The sequence below is a fragment of the Bradyrhizobium cosmicum genome (genome assembly GCF_032290525.1).
GTDB classification, from domain to species: Bacteria; Pseudomonadota; Alphaproteobacteria; order Rhizobiales; family Xanthobacteraceae; genus Bradyrhizobium; species Bradyrhizobium cosmicum_A.
Genome location: NZ_JASXTA010000031.1, coordinates 1 through 23,927, shown reverse-complemented (window position 1 = coordinate 23,927; position 23,927 = coordinate 1). Strand labels below are relative to the sequence as shown.

At 62.0% G+C, this 23,927-nt stretch carries 23 protein-coding genes and 1 pseudogene; 6 read left to right on the top strand and 18 right to left on the bottom strand.

The genetic code is table 11. The annotated features are described in order from the left end of the window. From traF to QSV46_RS35230, 3 genes are read left to right on the top strand one after another with little or no spacing between them, the layout of a single operon-like run. Positions 1-528, top strand: coding sequence for a conjugative transfer signal peptidase TraF (gene traF, locus QSV46_RS35240; RefSeq protein ID WP_409997251.1), 528 nt, complete (start codon positions 1-3; stop codon positions 526-528). Further along, complete coding sequence (locus QSV46_RS35235) at positions 449-1,681, top strand: conjugal transfer protein TraB (protein ID WP_314962598.1); 1,233 nt, start codon at positions 449-451, stop codon at positions 1,679-1,681. Before traF ends, QSV46_RS35235 begins: the two co-directional genes overlap by 80 nt. Before the next feature lie 11 nt (positions 1,682-1,692). Continuing rightward, a complete protein-coding gene (locus QSV46_RS35230) occupies positions 1,693-2,316 on the top strand; it encodes a TraH family protein (RefSeq protein ID WP_314962596.1) in 624 nt (207 codons plus the stop codon). 109 nt (positions 2,317-2,425) lie between these two features. Here QSV46_RS35230 and QSV46_RS35225 read toward each other — a convergent pair whose 3' ends face one another. After that, positions 2,426-4,057 carry an MFS transporter gene (locus tag QSV46_RS35225; protein ID WP_314962594.1) on the bottom strand — a complete coding sequence of 544 codons (1,632 nt, stop codon included), beginning with the start codon at positions 4,055-4,057 and terminating at the stop codon, positions 2,426-2,428. Between the two features lie 623 nt (positions 4,058-4,680). Between QSV46_RS35225 and QSV46_RS35220 the strand changes: the two genes are divergently transcribed. Beyond that, positions 4,681-5,010 (top strand): transcriptional repressor TraM, encoded by a 330-nt coding sequence (locus QSV46_RS35220; RefSeq protein ID WP_314962591.1) that lies wholly within the window; start codon positions 4,681-4,683, stop codon positions 5,008-5,010. A 99-nt stretch (positions 5,011-5,109) separates the two neighbouring features. Here the strand turns inward: QSV46_RS35220 and QSV46_RS35215 are convergent, their stop codons facing one another. From QSV46_RS35215 to QSV46_RS35135, 17 genes and pseudogenes are all read right to left on the bottom strand, one after another. Further along, positions 5,110-5,802, bottom strand: a complete 693-nt coding sequence (locus QSV46_RS35215; protein WP_314962589.1) for an autoinducer binding domain-containing protein — start codon at positions 5,800-5,802, stop codon at positions 5,110-5,112. A gap of 620 nt (positions 5,803-6,422) precedes the next feature. Next, complete coding sequence (gene phnN / locus QSV46_RS35210; protein ID WP_314962588.1) at positions 6,423-7,007, bottom strand: phosphonate metabolism protein/1,5-bisphosphokinase (PRPP-forming) PhnN; 585 nt, start codon at positions 7,005-7,007, stop codon at positions 6,423-6,425. A 4-nt stretch (positions 7,008-7,011) separates the two neighbouring features. Then, entirely contained in the window at positions 7,012-7,740 is a 729-nt protein-coding gene (locus QSV46_RS35205; protein WP_314962586.1) for a DUF1045 domain-containing protein, read from the bottom strand. Between the two features lie 1,606 nt (positions 7,741-9,346). After that, positions 9,347-10,457 (bottom strand): annotated as a pseudogene (locus QSV46_RS35200) (transposase). Between the two features lies 1 nt (position 10,458). Further along, a complete protein-coding gene (locus tag QSV46_RS35195) occupies positions 10,459-10,842 on the bottom strand; it encodes a DUF6788 family protein (RefSeq protein WP_148741338.1) in 384 nt (127 codons plus the stop codon). A 191-nt stretch (positions 10,843-11,033) separates the two neighbouring features. Further along, positions 11,034-12,338, bottom strand: coding sequence for an IncP-type conjugal transfer protein TrbI (gene trbI, locus QSV46_RS35190; RefSeq protein WP_314962581.1), 1,305 nt, complete (start codon positions 12,336-12,338; stop codon positions 11,034-11,036). An 11-nt stretch (positions 12,339-12,349) separates the two neighbouring features. After that, the gene (gene trbH, locus QSV46_RS35185) at positions 12,350-12,802 is read right to left on the bottom strand and encodes a conjugal transfer protein TrbH (RefSeq protein ID WP_314962578.1); all 453 of its coding nucleotides are present in this window, start codon (positions 12,800-12,802) and stop codon (positions 12,350-12,352) included. Positions 12,803-12,804: 2 nt separating this feature from the next. Then, complete coding sequence (gene trbG / locus QSV46_RS35180) at positions 12,805-13,632, bottom strand: P-type conjugative transfer protein TrbG (protein WP_314962575.1); 828 nt, start codon at positions 13,630-13,632, stop codon at positions 12,805-12,807. 29 nt (positions 13,633-13,661) lie between these two features. Next, positions 13,662-14,324: a conjugal transfer protein TrbF gene (locus QSV46_RS35175; RefSeq protein WP_314962572.1), complete on the bottom strand. Its 663-nt coding sequence runs from the start codon at positions 14,322-14,324 to the stop codon at positions 13,662-13,664. Positions 14,325-14,367: 43 nt separating this feature from the next. After that, positions 14,368-15,528, bottom strand: coding sequence for a P-type conjugative transfer protein TrbL (trbL, locus tag QSV46_RS35170; protein WP_314962570.1), 1,161 nt, complete (start codon positions 15,526-15,528; stop codon positions 14,368-14,370). 15 nt (positions 15,529-15,543) lie between these two features. After that, entirely contained in the window at positions 15,544-15,729 is a 186-nt protein-coding gene (gene trbK, locus QSV46_RS35165; RefSeq protein WP_314962568.1) for an entry exclusion protein TrbK, read from the bottom strand. Further along, on the bottom strand, positions 15,726-16,523 hold the full coding sequence (trbJ, locus tag QSV46_RS35160) for a P-type conjugative transfer protein TrbJ (RefSeq protein ID WP_314962565.1): 798 nt from the start codon (positions 16,521-16,523) through the stop codon (positions 15,726-15,728). Before trbJ ends, trbK begins: the two co-directional genes overlap by 4 nt. Further along, on the bottom strand, positions 16,495-18,948 hold the full coding sequence (locus tag QSV46_RS35155) for a conjugal transfer protein TrbE (RefSeq protein ID WP_314962562.1): 2,454 nt from the start codon (positions 18,946-18,948) through the stop codon (positions 16,495-16,497). Before QSV46_RS35155 ends, trbJ begins: the two co-directional genes overlap by 29 nt. An 8-nt stretch (positions 18,949-18,956) precedes the next feature. Beyond that, a complete protein-coding gene (locus QSV46_RS35150) occupies positions 18,957-19,256 on the bottom strand; it encodes a conjugal transfer protein TrbD (protein ID WP_314962559.1) in 300 nt (99 codons plus the stop codon). Beyond that, positions 19,249-19,629, bottom strand: coding sequence for a TrbC/VirB2 family protein (locus tag QSV46_RS35145; RefSeq protein ID WP_314962557.1), 381 nt, complete (start codon positions 19,627-19,629; stop codon positions 19,249-19,251). The genes QSV46_RS35150 and QSV46_RS35145 overlap by 8 nt, the downstream gene beginning before the upstream one ends. After that, positions 19,619-20,587, bottom strand: coding sequence for a P-type conjugative transfer ATPase TrbB (gene trbB / locus QSV46_RS35140; RefSeq protein ID WP_314962555.1), 969 nt, complete (start codon positions 20,585-20,587; stop codon positions 19,619-19,621). The genes QSV46_RS35145 and trbB overlap by 11 nt, the downstream gene beginning before the upstream one ends. Before the next feature lie 16 nt (positions 20,588-20,603). After that, positions 20,604-21,155, bottom strand: a complete 552-nt coding sequence (locus tag QSV46_RS35135) for an acyl-homoserine-lactone synthase (RefSeq protein ID WP_409997249.1) — start codon at positions 21,153-21,155, stop codon at positions 20,604-20,606. A gap of 481 nt (positions 21,156-21,636) precedes the next feature. Between QSV46_RS35135 and repA the strand changes: the two genes are divergently transcribed. Both repA and repB read left to right on the top strand, forming a co-directional pair. Then, positions 21,637-22,851 (top strand): plasmid partitioning protein RepA, encoded by a 1,215-nt coding sequence (gene repA / locus QSV46_RS35130; protein WP_108522899.1) that lies wholly within the window; start codon positions 21,637-21,639, stop codon positions 22,849-22,851. Beyond that, positions 22,848-23,873, top strand: coding sequence for a plasmid partitioning protein RepB (repB, locus tag QSV46_RS35125; RefSeq protein WP_108522898.1), 1,026 nt, complete (start codon positions 22,848-22,850; stop codon positions 23,871-23,873). Before repA ends, repB begins: the two co-directional genes overlap by 4 nt. Positions 23,874-23,927 lie beyond the last annotated feature (54 nt).

The following is a 23,927-nucleotide window of genomic DNA, read 5'->3' as shown; positions in this document are numbered from 1 at the left end:
ATACGGCGCTCCCCCTTGGTGATTCTGGTGGCTGCCGCCGGACTCATCCTAGCCGTGGCGGGCGCCGGCTGGTGCGCCGGGCTGCGCATCAACATGACGCCGAGCTATCCGCGGGGTCTCTGGCGCATCGAGACGCTGGATCGGGCAGTCGCCGCCGGCGATCTCGTCTTCGTCTGTCCGCCTGACACGGTCGAGTTCGAACGCGCATTCGCGCGCGGTTACGTCCGGCGCGGACTTTGCGAGGGGGGCTTAAGCCCGCTCATCAAGACCGTCGCCGCCATCGGCGGACAGCGGATCGATGTCGCCGAACGAGTGTCGATCGACGGGCGTCCGCTCCCCGATTCCGATGTCTGGCATGCCGATGCCGCCGGCCGTCCTCTCGCGCCGTTTGCCGGCGGCGTCATTCCCGCCGGCGAGCTCTATCTCCACTCCGATTTCGCAGGTTCCTATGATTCCCGCTACTTCGGCCCGATCCCGTCATCGGGCGTTCTCGGCCTCGCCCGGCCGGTGTTCACCTTCGGTCCCTAGCGCCTGGCGTGGCGTGGCGATGGTCGTTGCCGCGGCCGCGGCCGGGGCTACTGCCTGGTGCGGTCACGCGCTCGCCCTGCCACTCGCCTGCGCCTTCCCGACGCTGTGGGCGTTCGCGCCGTCGAGGGTGATCTCAGCGGGTGTGAGCGCGGCCTATTTCCTCGCGGCATCGCGCGCCCTGCCGCAGGGCGTCGTCAATTTCTACGGCACCGATGGCGTCGGCATCGCCTTGTGGATCGGCGCAGCGGCCATCTTCGTCCTCGTCCACGCCGTGCTGTGGCAAAGCCGGCCGGGATGGGAGAGGGCGCTTTGCTTTGGGGTTGCGGCGCTCCTCATGAGCGTGCCGCCCTTCGGGATCGTCGGATGGGCGCAGCCAATCACCGCGGCCGGCATTTTGTTTCCCGGATGGGGATGGTGGGGACTGGGCGCGACCACAGCCATCCTGCTCACCATGACGACCGGCAAGTGGCCCATCGCGGCGATCGTCGCGGCCGGCTTCTGGACCTGGTCGGCCGCGCACTGGATCGGGCCAGCGCAACCGGGCGGCTGGACTGGGCTCGATACCAAGCTTGGCAGTGCGCTTGGTCGGGCTCCGGACTTTGATCAATCCCGGGCGCTTCTCCAGCGCGTGCGCGAAGCGGGCGCGGCCGGAGCGCGTGTTGTTGTGCTTCCCGAGAGTGCGGCCGGGCTATGGACGCCGACCATGAGCGGCTTCTGGATGGACGGTCTTCGCGAGACCGGCATCACGGTGATTGCCGGCGCGGCGATCGTCGATCGCGCAGGCTATGACAACGCTATCATGGAGATCAGCGCCGGTCGCACGCGCCGGCTCTACGGCGAGCGCATGCCGGTCCCCGTCTCGATGTGGCAACCCTGGCTCGCATGGACGGGGCAGGGCGGAGGCGCCAGGGCCACCTTCTTCGGCAATCCCGTCGTGGAGTCCGCCGGCCGGCGCGTCGCGCCCTTGATCTGTTACGAGCAGCTGCTCGTGTGGCCCGTCCTGCAGTCGATGCTCACGTCGCCCGATGTGCTTGTCGCAATCGGTAACGACTGGTGGACCGCCGGAACCAACGTGCTCGCGATTCAGAGAGCCAGCACCGAAGCCTGGGCGCGCCTCTTCGGGCTGCCGCTGGTTCTCTCGTTCAACACCTGAAGGGGATGACAATGATCGATGCCGCCACCATTCATCAATGCGCCGATCCGGGTTTGCAGCCTGCGATCGTCGAGAAATTCATCCGCGCGGTCGGGGCACCCGATCCGCTCGGCGTCACCGTCCGGACCGGAAACCGAGTCATCCTGGTGACGCCGCCCAAGAGCGCGGATGACGCCATGGAGCTGGTTCGCCGTTACGTCGGCCAGGCCATGGTCCGCGTCGGCGTGACCCAATATCCGGCCGGGCTCGGCGTCGCCGACGTTGCCGAGCTCAAGCCCGATCTGGTCGATGCCTGCGCCAATATCAGGATGGGTACGGCGCTGTTCGGCAAGGTCTATCGCATCGTCACGAAATGGTACGGCGCGCCGGTCGACGAGGTGTTCGGCGATGCGATCGACGCCTGGAAGACCGGCTATTTCGACGGGAAATATGTATTCGACGAGCCCGATCCCGGCAGCCTGCCGGCCCGCAAGGGGGCGTCGGACGCTAGCGACAAGCCCGCGGACGGTGATGCGGCGAGCCCTGCAAGCGGTCCCGGCCATGAAACTCAGCAGGCCAAGGAGGAGCCGGGCGATCCCAACAAGGCGGGCATCCGGATCGATCTGACCGGCATTGGCGTCAGCAAGCCGAAATAGGCCTTCGGATTGCAACGACCTCGGCACGTAAGCCAGGGTCTGGTGGATAGGCGGCAGCGCGACCCGGTCGCCGGTAGCCCGCGCGACACTCCCAGTTGAGCCACTCGATTCATCCGAACGAGCGCTCGATCGTGCGGCGCACACGCACCTTGCCTGGACCGACGTGGTACTCTTTTACGACGCGGCCTTCCATTGCTCGCTCAGCCTGAGTGGAACGGTTGCGCTGGCGTAGGTAGTCGTTCCATGTGTGGAAGTGATAGCGCTCGATCCACATTTCTGGATCCGCCATGTTTCGCGCGATCGACCAGTCGTGGGCGCCGTTGCGCTGCCGGACCAACCGAAGTTCTCGCATGATGTCCCGAAACCCAGGCGAGTTTCTCTGCATAACCTGATATTCGATCTCGATCATCACAGGTCCGTCGCGCCCGGTGATGGGCACCCGCACCTCTGGATCCTCAAGGAGGCTTCCCTCTTCCGCACGCGCACTCACAGGAGGCATTCGTAGCCATAAGCCAACCAGTGGCGATGCAAGCATCAGTGCGGCTGCGACGAGGAGGGCTATTTCAACACCGGCGATGTCCGCCAAATGCCCCCAACCCCAGCTGCCGAGCGCCAGCCCACCTGCTGAGGCCGCCTGATAGGCAGCCAGAGATCGTGCTGCGACCCAGCGCGGCGCCGAAAGCTGTACGCCAATATTCAACAGCGTCCAACAGAGGGTCCACCCAGCGCCGGCCACGACCAGTCCCAGTCCAGCGATCACTGGATTTCGGCTGAATGCCACAACAGCAATGCCCGTGCCCATAGCGAGCGCGCAGCAGCGCATAGCTGCTTCACCGGTCAAGTGCTTGCGCACCAGCCCGATATTTGCCGCTCCGATGACGGCTCCCAAACCAAAGGCCCCTAGCATCAGACCGTATGTTGGTGCGCTGCCAAGGAGGAGATCGCGCGCCACCAGCGGCAAAAGCGCGAGAATCACTCCACTGATCAAGCCCACAATGATCGTGCGGATCAACACGATCATGATCGAGGGTGAGTTCGCGATGTACCGGACGCCTAAAAGAATCGCGCGGTCGAGCCGTTCCGGCGGCAGGCGCGACCGTCCGGCCGCGCGCTTCCACAGATAGGGCGCGGCGACGAGCGGCAGATAGGACACCGCATTGAGTGCGAACGCCGCAACGGTCCCTGCAGTGGCCACAATGATGCCACCGATTGCCGGACCTACGCTTCGTGCAATGTTGTAGCTGATTCCATTCAGCGCGACGGCGGCTGGCAGAGCTTGCGCTGGCACCTGCTCGCTGACAGCCGCCTGCCAAGCGGGGCCCCACATCGCGGCGCCACAGCCCGCTGCAAAGCAGAGCGCGAGCAAGAGGTCCGGTGTGAGCAGCCCCAACGAAGCGAGCGTAGCCAACGTGGTAGCAGCCGCCAATGCAATGCCGAGTGAAATCAAGGCCACGATGCGTCGGTCATGTAGATCCGCAATCGCGCCCGCCGGAATTGCGATCAGCATCACTGGCAATCCCAGAGCAGTTTGCACCAGCGCGACCTTGTCCACCGATGAAGACATTTCGGTCATGGCCCACGCCACTCCGACTCCCTGCACCAGACTGCCCAGATTTGACACCAGGCTCGCGATCCAGATGCGCCGGAACGTGCGGTGGCGCAGGGGAGCGGTAATGCGATCAGCCTTGGCGGAGCCGAGCAGACCTGCACGGTCTCGCGCGCCCGGCTCTGTACTCTCCATCTTCGGCCGGTCTATCGGATCACCTGGAGCCGGGGCGGGACGGTTCAATGAGCAAAGTGAATTATCTGGACACACGAACGGTCTGCCTTCCGGAGGCCGCCTTGGAGGCCCGACCGATTCTACCTCATCATGTATGCTACCGGTACCCGCAGCAGAATTGCAGTAACGAAGACCTTCTTGGCGCCGGATTGCTGCGCACCCTGGGGACGAGTGCCGTAGGCTGAATGAGCCATATTCGACGCGCCAATGGCATGATTGGCAAGTATCGGGCGTCACCAATCACCCGCGCGGCCTTTTATGTCGCCAGGCTTTTGGCCACTCAGACGACACCAACCTGGTTGAATTCGCCGCATTCTCCCCCGCTGGCGTCGAATCCCTCTTCAATCTATAAGGCACCGCAGGGCAGTACGCGCTGCCCTGGGGCTTAGAAACCCCTCGATTAGCGGTTGGTGCCGGCCGTGACGGCACCGGGATCCTCTGACCTAACGGCCGGGGGCCTGTGACGTATGTCCAGGCGCCTCGGTGCTAAAGGTCGCAGGGACCGTCTAATCGCGGTTTTCTAACCCCCGGCTTGGGATCAAGGGGATTATCGTCGGCGGGGGCGCACCGCGGACCAAGTCTGTGTGAGAATTGTGGCATCGAACAATGATGATGAATCGCCCGGCGTTGGGCTCAAGCACGATCTTGAGCAGATATTCGGGGGAATGGCACAACCTGAGCTTGAGCGCCTGGCCATCGACGCCATGCGCAAATACCGTGCCAGCGTCGCGCTCGCCGAGACCGCCCGACTGAAGTGGGTAGCAGCAGAGGCTGACACAGGCTGTTGTCCCAAACGACGCGCGGAGCTCCAACGAAGCCATGAACATGCGGAGACTGAGCATCGGGCGCGTCAGCTTGTCTTGAACAACCTGATCAATCGGCTTGGCTTCGTTCCGAAGGTGCCGGCCGGATAATCGACACGGCGACTCGCAGACCTCACGGATCAGCGCGACGCCGGGCGAGAGGCGGTACCAATGTGAAAGTGAGTGCTGCCCACGGGCGCTCAGGCTGGATTAAATCAACTTTTTCTCCATGGCGATGCGGACGGCCTGCTGAAGATTGCTGGCGCCGAGTTTGTCGCGCGCGTTATCCAGATAGAACTGGACTGTTCGCGGCTTGATCCCAAGCAAGTCCGCGATCACGTTCATCGACTTGCCGTGTGACGACCAGCTGAGGGAGGTGGCTTCCTGCGTCGACAGCGTCACATCTACTGTTTTGAAGGACGACCCAGACACCAGGCTGAGGCGAACGTGAATGTAGGCGAGCGCCAATGCCGCCTGCATCGGATCCCATGGCGGGAACTCGACCCGCCGCCGATCTGATGCGAGCGTGATCATCGCGGTGCGGCCATAGCTTGTCCTGATCGGAACGGAAACGCCGGAGCGGATGCCGAAATCAGTTGCCTCCGAATAAAATTGCTTGATCTCGCGCGAGCCGCGCTCCTCCGCCGACCAGGCGAACATCCGCATGCTGCGCTTGGCGGTCGTCACGACCGGGTCGATGATCGTGTATCGCTTCGCAAAATAGAGGTTCAGCCATTCCGCGGGATAGTCGCTGAAAGCAACCGCATCATCAGCGTGAACATGAATGTAGGCATAGCGATCGAAACCGGAGGAGACAGTAAACTTCTTGAGCGCATTGCGAATGGAGCGCTCGTCGTTTGCCAGATCGATAGCGTCGATCAACCCCTGCAACTGCCCGTCCAACAGAAATCTCCCCGTCTTCTTATTCTTTATTCCGAGCGTCAGCGCGCTGCCGACCATGCTCGGACGAGCATCACGATGCGCTCATCCTTCTGACTAATTTCGAGTGACCTGGAATTCAACCTCTCTTACCTATTGATCTCTCCACCCACCCGATGGTCCTGCGCATAGCTCCACGCAGTTCTGATCCGGCCGCAGGCCAAACCGCGTTCTCCAAGACTGGATTCAGTTTCTATCGCGGTGGAACGGACGCCGATTCTACATTGCTTGCGCGGGTGCAGGCCAGTGCGATTTTCATGCAGATGAATCGGGAATTCGTACCTTCGGTATTGGTCGAACGCCGTGACGGGAAACGCTTTACGTTTTCGAACGGCGGGCCCGTCCAGAGTCATGAGTATTGATGTGTCCTCCATCGCTATATTCGATTGGTTCTCTCGCTGTTGGGAATTAGCTTACCAAGGTGCATGACGCGATCGAGGCCGGCGCAAAGCTCAATGAGGGGATCGTCGATGTCGCAGAAGCAGGACAGAAATGACTATGTCATCTGGGATGATGAACTGCCTGGATGGGCGGGCGGTCTCAAAGTTATGTTTCTCATTTCTGCTGCACGAATCGATGTGCCGTCATACGTGAGGACTGCTCGTGATGGTCCTCAATTGTCCGCAGGCGCGCAGCGCATCGACGAACCGATCGCCCGCGACGTTCACGCAACCGGCGTTCTCTATTTGCAAAACGTTAATTTCTTCGATCGCAGTAACGTCCCGCGCAAGACGCTGCTTCAATGAGGATTCGCTTTCCCGTCCGCGTCCCTTAAGGCGCTCGGACAAGACTTCAACGGGTGCGGTGACATTGATGACACATAGTTGCGGATAGCGCTGACGGGCGAGGGGCACGACTGCTCGGGAGCCGTTCGCGACGACGACTATACCGCGATCGAGGTGGTCTTCGACTACCGCAGGAATCCCGTAGAAAAGCCCATGCGCGTGCCAATGCAGGGCGAACCTGCCGGCGCTGGCTCGGCGTTGAAATTCCTCAACACCAATTGATTCGTGATTCTCTCCGATGGAAGGAGGCCTGGTGATGATCCGGCGGACAAAATGAAAACTTGGATCGGACTGCAATTGTGCGCGAGCATAGTCGATCAGGGTGTCCTTGCCCGCACCGCTGGGTCCAACCACGAGAACCAGATGGCCGCGCCCAAAGGTCATCGGCTCATACCGCCTCTCTGAGGAGGGTAGGGCCCCTCAAGGCGAACTGAGATCGCACGACAAAATCGGCCCCGGAATGTTCTTGAACGAAAAGGGAAAGGGCATCGGCGCTGTAGTCTTCACAGAGCAAGGACCCGAACACCGTATCCAAGTCCCGCCGCACTACAGGTTGGTTTTCGGCGGGAAGGCGATCGGTCAGGGTCATGTGGAAGCGAAAGCAATCGAAAACGTACGGGTAGCCCCATTGCACAAGATGGGTGGTCTCGATCTCGTTGAGCTGACTGCATAAACGCCGTTGAAACTCGACTTGGCTCAGCGGCGCTCGAAAACGGTCGAACTCTTCAACGATGCACGAGGCAAGGCCCTGCAGAGTGGGAGCCGGATTCACAGGAACCAGCGCAAAGAAGCCACCCAGCAGATCGATTTTCAAAGGACCGATCGGGCATGAAGGCCAAGCTGCCACGAACTTGCGGAGCGCCCGCTCCAGTACCTCGACGGAACACTCCTTCTTGAGCCGGAACGGCGCCTTGAGCGTTGCGTGGAAGCCGTAGCGGCGGGGCGCTCTGGTGAGAGCGCCGCGAATTTGGTTCGTTGCGGTGGCAACGAATCCACCTGACGCCATGGGCGAGCATCCAGCGAAGGCGTCGCGCCCAAGCCAGGCCCTCGCCGCCACGGTTAGTGGGTGTTCCGGAGCCGGCGTGTAGTAGATCGCGTACCGAGGATTATCCGACATCAGATAACGGCTTCCTAGCTCACTCCAGTCAAGCGTACTTTAATTGCGTCGCGTCTCTTAAGCTGAAAGGCTTGTCAGCGGCATTACTCCTACCCTCATCGCGATTGATAAGGCGATGATCGCAGTACCGATGCTGTGCCAAAGTTGATGAGGCCGGCCAAAGTTCTTGCGGTTGGCGCTGTCGAGCGGAGCGGTGGGGTCGGATGCTGTGGGGGCGACAATTTGAAGTTTTCCGTTGAAGCACGCCGACTGCGTTACGACATTCGCGGCCAACGAAGCCTCTCTTCAATCGAGCGGCGATTAGGATGCAATGTTCGTCTGAGAAGTCGCCGCATGATTCGTCCGCGATGCCCATTTCCAATATTTCCGGTTAGATTCTATCAGCAATCAACAGCACATGAGAGACAGTGCCATTACAGATCGTGTCACTGTGACGCATTCGTACCGATGATTCTCCAATCAGTCGTGACATCTTCGAATTGAGAGGCGATATCGATATGCCAGATCCTAGTCTCATTTGCCGCTGAGCGACTGCTCCTCGGGGTCGAGTAACTGCCTCAACCTGATTGAGGCAGGCTGCACTTCCAGCGGGTAGGCTGTCGATTGAGTCGAGCAATTCGATCGCTCCAGCGGTTTGAGTGTGTCGCGATGATCTTTCTGGTCGAGCGCCGCAAGCTCCTCTGTCGGGACACGCTATGCCGTGGACGGCTCCTCCGGGCACGAGAGTGCCAAGGAGCGGACGCTGTTTGAGGCTCCCCCAATTCGGAGGAGCAGCCTATGCAGTCAATTTCGACGATTGGTCTGGATATCGCGAAGTCGGACTTTCAAGTGCATGACTCGATGCAGCCCGGTCAGGTGTAATCCGCCGCCGGCTTGAGCGTCGTTTCATGCTGTCGTTCTTTGAGAAGCTGCCGCCGTGCCTGGGGGATCGAGGCTTGTGCGTCATCCCACTATTGGTCCGCCACGTGCCCGAGCAAACTCCGCAGCTCGTGCGGGAGTTCCGCCTCGCTGCCAGGTATAGCTCTTGCACCTCAGCCTCTCACCTTGCTTTTCCGAAAACGTCCGGACGGAATGTCTCTCGACTCGAACCATTGTACGACTCGATCAAAGGGACACGATTTGTCATGGCGTCGTCTCTCACGCGCCGTTGATTGCTGCTAGAACCGAGCCGGTCCAGTGGCATAAAAGAGGCGCGCTCCGATGGGGCTATCGGCAAACTCTCCAATTCAAAGAAGACAAAACGTCCTTCAATCCAGCGAAGTTGTCTTGACCAACGCGAACATCGTGGCGCGGTCGGCGTGTTTCAACGGGACAGTTCAGATTGTCGATGGGATGATCGCGGACGTATCGACCAGTAAGACGACTGCGTCGGGGGCGCTCGACTTCCATGACCGCCAAATTCATGGAATCGATCGTCTAGGGCGTCCTTCGTTGAAAGAGCCGGCTTACTCGTAATGTCAGTATTTAGGGGCATTCGTTAGCTAGCTACTTTCCGGCGCAAAATTGATGCTTTTGGAAGAGTGTTCAAGGACGCGCAGCAACGCAAGACCCGCCGGGGGCGACCGGCGGGGTTTTTGACAGAGCCTGATGGTGAGGGCGGGCGGATTTACCGGGCAGCCCGCTTTTCCATTGCGCGGCCGATGTTGATGAGGTTGTCGGCAATGACGCCGAGGCCGACCCAACGTTTCATCCCGGCGTCACCTTTGTAGCGACAACGGTTAAGCCCATGCCGCCGCTTAGTCACACTGATGCGTCCCTCGCATCCGGTCCGCCATTTCTGGCCGTTACGGAACCAGCGCTTCTTCTGCTCGCGCCTGCGTTCAATGTTCAATGCTCTTGGTTGAGCGGTTGGGAATGCAAACGCGTTTGACGCCTTTTGCTTTCGCCGCTGCCTCCTGCTTCATGAGCAGCACCATCGCATCGAGTTCCTGACCCAGGCCCTCCAGCACCAGCTGCTTGCGAATGCTCGAAGCGCGCTTCACTCCTGCGGCGATCTCTTTGGAGAACCGCTTTGCCTGTCCCACCACCCGTCTGGTCGAGTTGAGCAATTTGCCGTACGCCCGCGTGAGCTTCTCCCGGCTCCGCTTGGCTTTGGAGCGCGCCGCGCGCGCGATATCCAGCACCCGCAGCTTCACCGTCCGACTACGGTCGCACTGTCTGGCTCCAGCCTCGCCAGCGATCGTTGTGATCTTCTGCATGGCGCGGATCAGCACCCGAACCCCGTCTCCCAACAAGCTCGAGTCGGTCGGATAATGGATGTTGGTCTCCACCACCGTCGTATCCACGCGCATTCTGCGCCCTTCCATCGCCCCCTCGTCCCGTGCGAGCCTTACAAGTCTTTCGTGAATCTGTTTGACCACGTCCGGCCCCACCGCTACTCCCCAGCGGCCCATGGTCTTGGCATCGGGCGTCTTGGCGGCGCCCACGCGGGTAAAGTCGCGGTACACCAGATTGGCGCGCACCTCGCGCTCCAGCACGCCATAGCTCCAGTTACGGATGTGCTTGAGGATCAACAAGCGCAGCACCACTTCCGCCGGAGCGCCCGGCCGGCCGCGGCTGCGGCTCTTGGGATGCCGTTTCATCAGCGCTTCGTACACGGCGGCTACTATTTGCTCGTCCGCCAGCACCTGATCGGCGTGTGTCATCCAGCTCTCGCGGAGATCGCTCACCTCCTCAGCGATCAATCCATCGCCGAAGCTGAGCTGCGCGCGTCGCATCTTAATCACGGCTCTTCCCCCCGCGCTTTGCCGCCGTTTTCTCCGGACGCAGCAAATCGTGATTGATCTCGCAGATCGTCTCGATCGTCTCCTTCAGTTTCTGATAATTATCGAGCCAACGGCGAACCTCGGGAACCCGTTCACGACGCACACTGATTTGCCGGGTGCGTCCGCCGGCATAGCTCACCGTCAGAACGAAGACCCGGTGCCCTTCGCCACGCGCGCATTTCGGGCAATCTTTGGTATGCCGGATCGTGCGCTCCAGCAGCGAGCCACGAAGTATTTCGCCAGTAATCGGCAATTTGCCGACCAGCTTTTGGCGCGCTCGCAGGGTTCGCTCTCGAATCATCCACAAGAATGAATCAACGAAAGCAACCAACGTCAATTCTGTTTCCGTCCGACCTGGCAGTTTTCCGCATATCGCGCGATTCTAGTCCAAGGCCAACCAGATTGAATTTTGCGCCGGAAAGTAGCTAGATCGTCCGCATTCTTGCAACGCATGTTGAATCATTGCGACAGGTGCCGCCCGTATTGTTCTCCGGTACCGACAGTAACTTATCGTCCATCCTCGAAACCTTATCGGCGGTAGACGCTGGGAAAGACCATGTCCTGGTCGACGAGGACGTTAAACGTATAGCCCGGTCGAATCTCCAGTGTGGGCTGGACGTTCAGGTTCTTGCCGATCGTCTGTTCGGCGACGCGGCCAAATGTCTCAGCAAAGCTGTTTCGTGCGGCGTCCGACGGTGTCTGCCGATACCCATACGGCGAACTCGCCGGCACCGACATATCGATGCCGGCGCCAATCGCGGCAATCAGGATCGCGGAGCCGAATACCTGGAAATAATGATTGTCGACTTGGTCATTGAAGCCGCCATAGCCGTCCGCGTCCGTGCCCGCCATGCCTCCGATCTGCAACGTCGAGCCGTTCGGGAAGATGATGTCAGTCCAGACGACAAGGATGCGGCTTTGCCCGAATGAAATCTTGGAATCGTACCGTCCCAAGAGTTTGGCGCCCTGCGGGATCAGCAGCTGGTGGCCTGTGGCGCTGTCATAGACGTTCTGGCTGACCTGGGCGGTGATGCGACCGGGAAGATCGGAATTGATGCCGGTGATCAGCGTCGCTGGAATGACGGAGCCGCGTTTCAATTCGTATGCGGATGTCGGCGCGACCACCTTGTTGGGAAGGTAGCCGAGCTTCTTCAGATCCGCGTTGAAGAAATCTTCTTTCGCCGCCTGCCCGTTCGGATCGATATTCTGCGTACTGAGGCCGGCGCGAAGCGCCGCCGCATAAAGGTCGGACGCTCCGCCTCCAAGACCGGGTGTCGTCGTCTTCGATGGTGCTGCATTGCTCATGGGTGCGCTCGATGTTTGCAGCTTACCGAGATTGATGGCGAGCGGGGAATCATGGGCGGCATCGTTCGCCTGCACGCGGGCCATGCGCTCGCGCTGCTGCTCCCGCAGATATTGTTCATGCGCCTCCCGCTCGAGGCGCGCCCGCCATAGCGCTTCCGGCTCGAGCTGCGAGCCGGCCGGCGCCTCGGTGTGCTGTCGGCCGGCGAAGGGATTGTTTGCCTGCTTCGGGGTTTCGGATTGGGCCGGTGCTGGCTGGAATGTCTGTGTTTCCGGCTGGTCGCCGATGATGCCGTTGGACACTCCTTTCTTGAGTTGATCGGCATAGGTCGAAGCTGAGTTGGAAGAGGCGGTGTCGATACCGGCCTCGCGACGGAAGTACAGTCCGCGTGAGGTCAGGCCGTAGAAGATGACGGCGAAGAACACGATCACCAGCACGATGGCGACGATGATCGGCAGCCGGTTCAGGCGACGGATTCCTCTGCCCTCCGCTTCCTCCGGAGCGCCGCCAAGCTTCAGGGATTGCGCCATGATGACCCCCTTTACCCGCGCTGCATGACGGAGAGCGGGCTGGCCGGCGACGCTCCAGCGGCGGTTGCGCTATAAGCGCGGCCGAGCTCGACGCTGCCCGTCGACAAGCGCGCCAGGACCTGACCGTTGTAGGACTCGATCACATAGGCGAGTGGAATGGTCTTCTCGCCCTTGGTCTTCTGATCGGTCGCAACCGCATATCCCCAGCTCTTGAGCGACGTCTCCAGCGCCTGGCCGAAGGGCGTGCCGTCGGGCTTCAGGATGATCGTGCCTGTGCCGGGACCGACCTGCTCGGCGAATTTCGTCACCATGTCGCCGGCGATCGCAGAAGCCGCGGGTCCGGACAGATCGGCCGGCGCCGAGCTCGCCACCAGGGCGCCGCCGCCGATCGACGCGCAGCCGGCGAGCGGCAGGCTGAGGATGGAGAGAAGGACGAGCCGAGGCATCGAGGAGACCAGCCGCATGATCAGCCTCCCCTCCGAATCGTCACCTTGTCCTGGTTCCAAAAGCCAACGCCGGAGACCAGAATGGCGGTGTCGATCTGATAGTCGACCACCATCATATCGCCCTTCAGCCGGTAGTTGACGATGCGGTTCTGACCACCCGACTCCACGAAGAGAACAGGCGCATCCTGGCCAGAGAGCGCCGACGGAAACTGGATGTAGGTCTTCACGCCATCGCTGTAGACGCGCGTGGGCCGCCAGGACGCGCTGCCGCTCACGCTGTAGGCGAAGCTCAACTGCTCGGCGGGAACACCGGCGCCCGGAATCACCTCAGTGCCAATACGCGCGTTGACGTCCGCGAGCCGGCTGCCGACATCCGCCGGATATTCGAAGCCGACGCGCGCCATGTATTGGGTCGCATTCGACTTGAGCTGGATGTGATAGGTCCGCCGCGACGTCGTCACCACCATCGAGGTGACGAGTCCTGGCTCCGACGGTTTGACGATCAGGTGGATGGCCTGTCCGCCGACCGCTCCGGACGTCGCCGGTTCGACTTTCCAGCGTACGGTGTCGCCAACCAGTACATCGCGCACGACCTCGCCGGCCTCGAGCTCGATATCACAGACCTCGAGCGGCGAGCAGACGACGGAGGGCTGGACCTCGCCGTACAGGAAGACGACCTTGCCGTCCGTTCCGCGCGTCACAAGGCCGGTCGATCCGCGCCACTGGCTCGAGATGCTCGTGCCCTTTCGCTCCTTGGCGTTCATCGCCTGTGCGCGCGCACTGACATCCGCAAGCAGCAAGCCGAAGGCGGATGCCCCTAGAACAATGCATGTGTGAAGTCTGATCATGTTTGGGTGCATCGGTGTCCCCGCCCCTTTCATAGTTGCGCCGTCCAGTCGAAATCACGCAGGTAGAGGCCAATCGGATTGAGCCGGATGGTCTGCTCGTCCTGGGGTGGAGTCAGCGTGACAGTGGCGATGCCGCGAAATCGGTGCTCGCCGGTTTCCTTTCCCTTCCTGTCGCGCTCGAATTCGGTCCAGTCGATCTGATAGGACTGGTTGGACAGAGCGACGATGTTGTTGACCTCGACGCCGACCGTCGCTGTCTTGGCTCTCTCGAACGGCGAGTTGCTCCGGAACCAGTCATTGATCTTTTGCGTGGCGGGATCGGAGGTCCGCAGCAGTGCATAGGTCCGATCGATATATTGCTTCTGCACGACCGCATCGGGCGTCACTGATCGGAAGTTCGAGACGAAGCTGCCGAGCGTCGCGCGCACCACCCGCGGATCCGCATATTCGATCTGCTGCGGATAGCCGGCGCTAATGGCCGTGCCAAGCTTGTCGACCTCGACGATGTACGGGACGAGCTTGACCTGCGTACTCTGGAACAACGCATAGGCGAAGCCGATCACCGCCATCACCATGGCGACGATGCCGATGGTGCGCCACGTCGCGGCCGCCGTCACATAGGAGCCGTAGCGCTCGTTCCATTCCTGACGGGCGGCGAGATAGGGATTGTCGGGCGGATTACGCGCGGCCATTCGAGAAAGGATCTCCACTCTTCACCTGTCGGGTTGAATCGGCTCAAGTCTTTCCAGTCGATTGTTGCTGCGAGCGCCGCTGATCGAGCTTGGCGTTGGCGAGGCCGAGCGTCGACGTGCCGAAGGAGCCGGGCGCGCCGATCGCCTGGTCGCGAGCGGCGGAGGCGAGCGCGCCGCCCGCCGTGCCGATGCTTTGCGTCATCGCCTTGAGAGCGGCCGCGCCAAACGAGGCGCCGTCGGCACGCGCGGCACTGAACCCGGCTGCCCCGGCCCTTGCGCCTCCCATGGCGAGGGTGGCGCCGCCGGCCGCGAAGCTCGCCGCCTGTCCCGCATGCTTCACCACTTCCATGCCGCTGCCGACGGAGACGCCCTGCACGACGCCTTGCACGATGTTCGGCACGTAGATCGAGATGATGAAGACGACGACGGAGATGCCGCCGATCGCCAGTGTGCCGACGAAGGCGTCGTTGCCGGTACCCGTCTGGTTGGCGAGGTTCAGCAAGGCGTCGGACCCGATCTTGGCGATCATCACCAGCGCCATCAGCTTCATGCCGACCGAGAAGGCATAGACCAGGTAACGGATGGCGAAGTCCTTGGTAAAGGACGAACCGCCGAGACCGAGCATGATCATGCTGGCGAGCAATCCGACATACATCTCGACCATTACCGCCACGAAGATCGCCGCGACCAGCGAAAAGGAGATCACCACGATCACCATGGCGAACACCGAGGCGATCGCGAGCGCATTGTCCTGGAACAGCCCGAACTGCGCATTGTGCGACATCGCGGAGGCGACCTTGAGACCCGCATTGAACACATCCGCCGGCGACGCCGAGCCGCCGCCTGCGCCGATCTGATAAAGGCTGTCGACGACCGCCTTGGCGAAGTTCGGGCCCTGGTCGAGCACGAAGGCGAAGAAGCCGATGAACATGATCCGCCGCACCATCTCGGCGAACCACGCATCGAGAGTCGCGGTCTGAATGGCGAGCCACACCGCGGCGAGGCCGACCTCGATCCCGGCAAGGATCCAGAACAACGACTTGGCCGCCTGCATGACGGTCGTCTGCCACCCCTTGGCGGCCGTCGTCACAGAATTTTCCAGCGTCGTGAGAACGCTGCCGTCCTGTTGCGCAAGCGCCGGATGCGCAACGACGACGATTCCGATCGCGATGATCAAAATGAGCCCCGGTCTAAGTCTTGGCACCCCCCTGCCCCTCCCCTACCAACGCGGTTTCATCTGTTGGCCGCCGGACGTCTTGTAGTCCTGCGGAGGTTTGAAGAAGTCGCTGGCGCGCGATGCAGTCCCTTGTCCTGGCACCAGCGCGCGCGGCGCGAAGAACAGCCAGGCCCCTGCGGCGCAGGCGCCAATCGCGATGACGACGATAATGATCGTGGACGGTCTCACCAACGCGGCTCCATAATCTGGCCGCCGGAGGTGGCTGGTGCGGTCGCGTTGAAGAACTGCTCCCGGCGCGCCTGCGACAGGTCCTTGCTCGCCTGCGAGGACTGGAACCAAGTCGCCATCATGGTGGTCTGTTGCGCAATGAGACCCCGCAGCTTCTGCATCTGGGCGACCTCCTGCGCGGCGATCTCATGCCCAACCTGCAGGGCCTTCATCTGTCCGTCGGCGCTCTCGGAGGCTGTCTGGAGTTGCGCCATCGTCGAGTTTTCGGTCGCGAATTGCTGCGAGGTCAAACCCGCCGCCTGCAGCGTGCTCGAGATCGTGTCGCGGTTCGTCGTCGACCACGTCTGATAAGTCGGCGCGAAGCTCGCGCCGTTTGGCAGATTGGTCTTGAACTGCGCGTAGCTCTGGAAGCGCTGCTTGAGCACGTCGTCGATGTTGCCCATCGAGAAGGCCATGCCCTGGCCCTGATTGACGATGTTCTGTAGCTGCTTGAGATCGTTCTCGGCCTGTCCCCAGACATGCGACGGCAACTGCGCCGTGTTCTGCAGCATGTTCTGGTAGATCTTCAGCTGGTTCTGGATCTGCTGGGCGAGCTGAGCGATCTGTTGAATCTGGTTGTTGATCTGCGTCGTCGACTGGCCGACGAGGCTTATCAGTTCGCCGTTGTTGAGAATCTGCGTAAACTCGGTGGCGCCGCCGGCGGCCGCGCCGGCGAGCGCCGGACGGATCGATGCCGAGGCAACGATCATGGCAACAATGAGCGTCTTACACGTCGGCGAGAAGTGCTTTGGCATGGCCGATTCCCCTTTCCTTGAGCCAGAGAACAGGCCAATCTGCCCCGGCAGTCTTCAGCGCCAGGATGCGCTTCAGGTCGTCCTTGCCGGACGCACCGACGAAGGAGAGCGCGACGGGGCCGAGCGCCATGTTGAAGAGACGGCGGCCCTCCGGCGAAGCGACGTAGTATTCGCGCTTGGGAACAGCGGTCGTGACGATCTCGATCTGACGTTCGTTGAAGCCGATGCGCTCATAGAACTCGCGCGTGCCCGACTCGCGCGCCGCGCCGTTCGGCAGGCAGATCTTCGTCGGGCAGCTTTCCTTCAGCACATCGATGATGCCGGAGCGCTCGGCATCCGAGATCGACTGCGTGGCGAGCAGCACGGCGCAATTGGCTTTGCGCAGGACCTTCAACCACTCGCGAATCTTGTCGCGGAAGACAGGATGGCCGAGCATCAGCCAGGCCTCATCGAGGATAATGAGGCTGGGCACGCCGGTCAGCCGCTTTTCGATTCGCCGGAACAGATAGGTCAGGACCGGGACGAGGTTACGCTCGCCCATGTTCATCAGCTGCTCGATCTCGAAGGTCTGGAAGGAACCGAGCAGCAAGCCGTCCCTCTCCGCATCGAGCAATTGGCCCATCGGACCGTCGACCGTGTAGTGGTGCAGCGCGTCCTTGATCTCGCGCAGCTGCACGCCCGACACGAAATCAGATAAAGATCGCCCACGCGCCTCGGCCATGAGGCCGATCTGCCGCGAGATGGCGTTGCGATGATCGGGCGTGATCAAGACGCCTTGGACGGCAACCAGCGTTTCGATCCATTCGGACGCCCAGGCGCGATCGGTGTCGGTCGACAAGTCCGACAACGGACAGAAGGCAAGCGCTGCCGCGCCGTCCACCTCATCACCGCCGATCTCGTAATGGTCGCCGCCGGCGGCCAGCGTCAGCGGCATCATCGAACGGCCCTTGTCGAAGGCGAAGATCTGCGCGCCGGCATAACGGCGAAACTGCGCTGCGATCAGCGCGAGCAGCGTCGACTTGCCGGAGCCTGTCGGCCCGAACACGAGCGTATGCCCGACATCGTCGACATGCAGGTTCAGCCGGAAGGGTGTGGAGCCGGAGGCGACCTGCATCAGCGGCGGCGAGTTCGGCGGATAGAACGGGCATGGCGCGGTCGGATTGCCCGACCAGACCGAGTTGAGCGGGATCAGGTCCGCGAGATTGCGCGTGTTGATCAGCGGCTCGCGGATATTGGCGTACCAATTGCCGGGCAGGCTGCCGAGAAACGCCTCGGTCGCGTTGAGCGTTTCGATGCGCGCGCCAAAACCTTCGGCCTGGATCAGGCGACGGACTGCCTCCGCCTTCTCCTGCAGGCGCGCGCTGCTCTCGTCGAACAGGACGATGACCGGCGTGTAGTAGCCATAGGCGACGAGTTGCGAAGAGGCTTCCGCGATCGCATCCTCGGTTTCTGCCACCATGGCCGCCGCATCCTGATCGATCGAGCGGCTTTGTGTCTGGAAGAGCTGGTCGATGAAGGGGCGCACCTTCTGCTGCCACTTCTTACGGGTGCGCTCGAGCTTCTGCCGGGCGTTCTGATCGTCAAGGAACATGAAGCGCGACGACCAGCGATAGGTCAGCGGCATCAGATCGAGCGAATTGAGGATTCCCGGCCAGCTCTCGGCGGGAAAGCCGTCGATCGCCACGACGCCGAGAAAGCGGTTCTCGACCATGGGCGACAGGCCGTGCTGGAGTTCGGCCGTGACGAGCCAGTCGAGATACATCGGGATATCCGGCAAGCGGATCGGGTGATTCTCGCCGGTGATGCAGAAGCGGATGAACTGGAACAGTTCATCATAGCGCGCCATGCGCGTGCCATCGCGCTCCTCAATCTCGCGGGTTTCCATGCGCCGGATGGACAGGACGCTGGCGAGATATTGCTCGACCTCGCGGATCGAGGTGCGGAAACTGTCGATCGCGGTGTCGGCATAGGACGCCGACCGGCTTTCGACGTCGGAGTAGATGTAGCGGGCGAGTCCTGCCCGCCGGCGTTCCGGCGGCCGCCAGGTCAGGATGATGGCGTGCCGGCTCTCATAATGTCCCCGCTCCTGCTCGAAGCGGCTGCGACGCTCATCGTCGATGGCGCGTGTCACCGGATCGGGAAAGTAACAGTCCTGCCGCGCCGGATAGTCCGTTGTCGGCACGCGTACAGCCTCGACCTGGATCATCCAGCCCGAGCCGAGACGCGCGAGGATGGTGTTGATCTGGCGTGAGACCTCGTTGCGCTCGGCATCCGTCGAGCTCTCGGAGTCCGGGCCCGCAAAATACCAACCCGCCATCAGCGAGCCGTCCTTCAACAGCAGGATGCCGTTCGCGACCAGCCCGGCGTAAGGCACGAGATCGGCGAAGGATGGGCCGGAGTGACGGAAGGAGCGCAGCGCGACCATGGGGGACCTCAGAAGCGACGCCAGGGCGTCGAGGTCGCGCGGTAGTGAGGGCGATAGGAGATGTGACGGGCATAGACCCGCCGCATCATCGGGTCGGCCTTCGCCATCATCCGCAGCGCGGCGACGACGACGATCCAGATCGCTGCGCCCAGGATCGCCGCGTACCAGGTGAGCACGACGAAGATCAAGATGACGGCAGCAAGGCCGGTCAGCAGCACGAGCTCGCGATCGGCGCCGAACAGCAGGTTCGGCCGCGACAGCGCGCGGTGGATGCGGTTGCGTCTGAGATTGGCGCCGACCTCAGCCATGACCGGGGTCCCCTGCCCTATCAGCGATGGGCGTTGTGCGCGCGACGTCCCCGATCGACGCGCCGCTCGCACCGAACAGGGCGACGATCTGCGTGGCGCCGAGGAGAATGCCTGCGACAAGCACGACATACATGAGGCGTCGCGCGAAATCGTTGAGCTCGCCGCCGAAAATCAGCATGCCGCCGGCAACCGCCACGGCCGCAAGCGCAAGGAACCCGGCCACTGGGCCGGTGATCGATTGCTGGATCTGCTGGAGCGGACTCTCCCAGGGGAGATTGCCGCCGCCGCTGGTCGACGCAAAAGCTGGATCCAACATCACGAGTGCGAGCAGCAGGCCGCCGGCACCTACGATCATCATGCGGTTAAGCGACATGGCGCTCCTCCTTGGGGGCATAGGATTGGGTCTGGTATTGGCCCGCCGAGAAGCTCTCGACATGGAGCACGTCGCGGACCTGGCGGCCGCGATCCGTTCGTTCGATCGAGACGATCAGATCGACCGCCTCGCCGATGACCTCGCGCATGGGCTGGTGACTGACTTCGGCCGTGAGTTGCTCGAGACGGCGCAGCGCCGAAATCGCGCTATTGGCGTGGATGGTGGTGATGCCGCCGGGATGGCCGGTATTCCACGCCTTGAGCAGCGTGAGCGCCGCGCCGTCGCGCACCTCGCCAACGATGATGCGGTCGGGACGCAACCGCATCGTGCTCTTGAGCAGACGGGCCATGTCGATCGTGTCGCTCGTATGAAGCGAGACGGCATTCTCGGCAGCGCACTGGATCTCGGCAGTGTCTTCGAGAATGACCAGCCGGTGTTCCGGCGCATGCGCGACGATCGCCGCGATCACGGCATTGGCGAGTGTGGTCTTACCCGAGCCCGTGCCCCCAGACACGACGATGTTCAGGCGCGAGGCGATGGCGTTGCGAATGACCGCGAGCTGGTCGGCGGCCATTATGCCCTGCGCCGCGTAATCATCGAGATCGAAGAGACGCGAAGCGCGCTTTCGGATCGTGAACGTGGGGCCGCCGACGACAGGCGGCAGCAAACCTTCGAAGCGATGACCGCCGATCGGCAGTTCCCCTGAAATGATCGGGCGCTCGTCGTCGGCTTCGGATTGCAGCGCGTGGGCGACGCTGCCGATGATGATCTCGGCGGTCGCCCCAAGCATGGTTCCGGCAGCTGTCATCCCTTGGCCTAGTCGTTCAATGAACAACCGGCCATCAGGATTGAGCATGACTTCGACGACCGCCGGATCATCGAGCGCGGCGCAGATCTGGTCGCCAAGGGCGTCCTGGAGTTTGCGGACAAGCCGCGGATGCGAACGAAGTTCGGCCATAGCAATCGCCCGCCGCTCACGCAGCGGTGCACTGAAGGCGGCGCAGGTCGGATCGATAGCCAGGCGGATGGACCCGGTCGAAGCTCGCCTGGTCGGCCGGCAGGACGCCGGCGACGCTCATGGTGTCGCCGATGTGCTCCACGCTGCCGAGTCGCCTCATCGGCCAGCCCGCCCGTTGCAGGATGCCTTTGACCCGCAGATCCGTTGCCGTGGCGATCTCGCCCAAGCCATTCGACATCGACCACTCGATCATCCTCTCGAAGATCGTCAGCGTGGCATCGTGCAGGAACCGGCCTCCCCTACCCTCGCCCCGCCTGTCGACGCAAAAGCGCGAACTCACGACCATGGTGGATTTGGCCCGAAGCCGGCCGCCCGGGAGCAGTTGCGGGAAGGTCCGCGACAGCATGGTTGGGCCTGTGGTCGGAAGCAGGCGGGGACAGCCGGCGACGGCGCCGCGGTCCGTCTCCGCCAGGATGGTCAGGTCGAGTGCGTCGTATTCGTCGCGCTCGCGGATCTTGACCCGCGAACCGAACCTGCCGGCGAACACCCGGGCGCGCAACCGATGCATCTGATCGACCAGAGACCCCAATCCGCTATGTTCGTTCGCATCAATCGCAATTGCCCGCATTCGCCGAACCCCCCGTTGCGTCCAAGTGAACGGAGGCAAGTCAACACAGACGGGCGATCTTCATCCTCTGTAGGATTAACGGGGGGGGGGGGGCGGCGAGCCCGCTGAGCCGGGGTGAGTCGAGAGTGCGTCGCCCAAAAAGGCTCGCTCGCCCGCAAAATCGGCCGTCGAAACCGGCCTCCCGGATGTAGGATTAACGGGGTGCTGAACTGCCATCGCGACATTGTTGGCGCGAGCAATAACCCCTCGAAATGATTGCGCGATTCCGAACGAATCACGGCGCGGCGCGGCGTGGCGGCGAACGGTCGTTAAGTATCTGTTAACCTTAAAGGACTGGACGGAAGGTGAGAATCGTGACGTAGTTTAGCGGGCAAATGGCGACAAACCGCCTGTTGACCGACAACGAAGGAATGAATCGGCAATGTCTGCGCAGGCCCTGACAAGTGTGCAAAGCGAAGACCCGGCGGACAAGATTGTCCGGCACGCCGGAATGCTTTCCGAACATCTGCAAGCCAGGCGCCAGCAGATGTATCCCCCAGATGCTCAGAAGAGCCTTCGGCATTTCATGACTCATGAGGTCTCGAAGCTGACGTCGATCCCGGAGTCGACGCTAAAGCTGATGTCAAACGAGGGCAAAGGGCCTCTCCCCGCCCGACTGGAAAATAATCATCGCGCTTACACGCTCGCTCAGATCAACGAGCTTCGCGAGCTTTTCGCTGCTCAGCGGCCGGGAGAGGTGTTGAGGTTTTTGCCGCATCGCCGGCCGGGTGAACATCTGCAGGTGCTGGCGGTGGCGAATTTCAAAGGCGGAAGCGCCAAGACCACGACAAGCGCGCATCTGGCCCACTATCTCGCTCTCCACGGCTATCGTGTCCTTGCCATCGACCTCGACCCTCAAGCTTCATTGTCGGCGATGTTCGGCGCCCAGCCGGAGATCGACGTGCAACAGAATGAGACGATCTACGCCGCGTTGCGTTACGACGATGAGCGCCGGCCGATCGAAGAGATCATCCGCCCGACGTACTTCACTGGGATCGACCTCATCCCGGGAAATATCGAGGTCATGGAATATGAGCACGAGACTCCACGGTTCCTGTCGAAACAACAGTCGCGTTCGGACAGTATTTTCTTCGAGCGCCTACGTCTGGCTTTGGCAGAGGTCGAAGACGCCTATGACGTGGTCATTCTGGACACTCCCCCATCCCTCGGCTTCCTGACCCTTGGCGCCATCTATGCGGCGACTGGCCTCCTCGTGACCGTACACCCCGCGATGCTGGATGTGATGTCGATGAGCCAGTTTCTGCTCATGATGGGTGATCTCATATCGGTGATCCGAGACGCCGGTGCGACGATGAAGCAGGACTTCCTGCGCTACGTCGTGACGCGGCACGACCCGTTCGACCAGTCCCAGGTCCGCGTCGTCACTATGCTTCGACACCTCTTCGCCGAAGATGTGCTTACAGCCACCGCGATAGCGAGCTCAGCAATCGAAACCGCCGGGCTGGCGAAGCGGACGCTTTACGAACTGGAGCCTGGCAATATCTCGGCGGCGACCGCCAAGCGGGCGCGGGAGTCTATTGATGCGGTGAACGACCAGGTCCTCGTACTGATAGCCGAATCCTGGGGGCGCACATGACGAGCAAGCGTCGATCAATTCTGGCCAACTTTGGGTCTTTCTCGGATCCGGAAGCAAAGAGCGCCGATCCTTCAGCCGCCCTGCCCTCAAGGGTGGATGCGCCGGTCCAAGCGCCGGCACGGGTCGGCGCCGGCGTCATTGGAGCCACCCAACGATCGCTGGCCGAGCTGCGCGAGGAGCGCGATAGGCTCCAGGCGCTCGTGGATGCGGGAGGCGGTTCGGAACTTGATCCTGCGTTGATCGACCCCTCGCCGTTCCCGGACCGGCTTCCGGACGACAGCAACGCTGATTTCGACGCGCTGAAAAAGCTGATTTCGGAGGAAGGCCAAAAGGTCCCGATCCAGGTGCGGCGCCACCCGGACGCGGCTGATCGGTATCAGGTCGTCTACGGGCATCGACGCTGGCGTGCTGCGTTGGATCTCGGCACCAAGGTGAAGGCCACGATTGTTGCGCTGTCAGATAGCGAACTCGTCGTTGCGCAGGGTATCGAGAACGCGGCTCGTCAGGACCTCAGTTGGATCGAACGCGCGCTGTTCGTTTGGCGCATGGACGAAGCCGGCATCAAGGCCCGCGATATCCGTGCCGCCCTATCGATCGACGATCCTGAGCTTGCTCGCCTACGGACTGTCTGTCGTGCGCTTCCGGTTGACGTCATCGAGGCTATCGGCCGCGCCGGGAAGGTGGGACGTCCGCGATGGGTCGCGCTAGCGGCGGCCGTGGGAGAGGATCCGTCCGCGCTTGTCCGGGTGCGGGCAACCTTGTCAGCTGACAAGGTTTCGACTTTGCCCTCGGACGATCGATTCAAGCTTGTCCTCGGGGCAGTGAAGAAGTCGGCCATGCGATCTCATAGCGAGATGGAGCTGCGGTCCCCGTCCGGGCAGGTCGTTGGCAAGGCGACATTCGCAAATGGCGCCATCAAGCTTGCGGTCTCGGACCAACATGCGACCGGCTTCAGCGCCTTCCTGGAGGAAGAGTTGCCAAGCCTGGTGAAGAGGTTTTTTGCCCGCGAGGGCAATGAGTAAGTTTTCGTCGTGCGGCCAAACCTTGTCAGCTGACAAGGTTTGGCCGCTCAATTA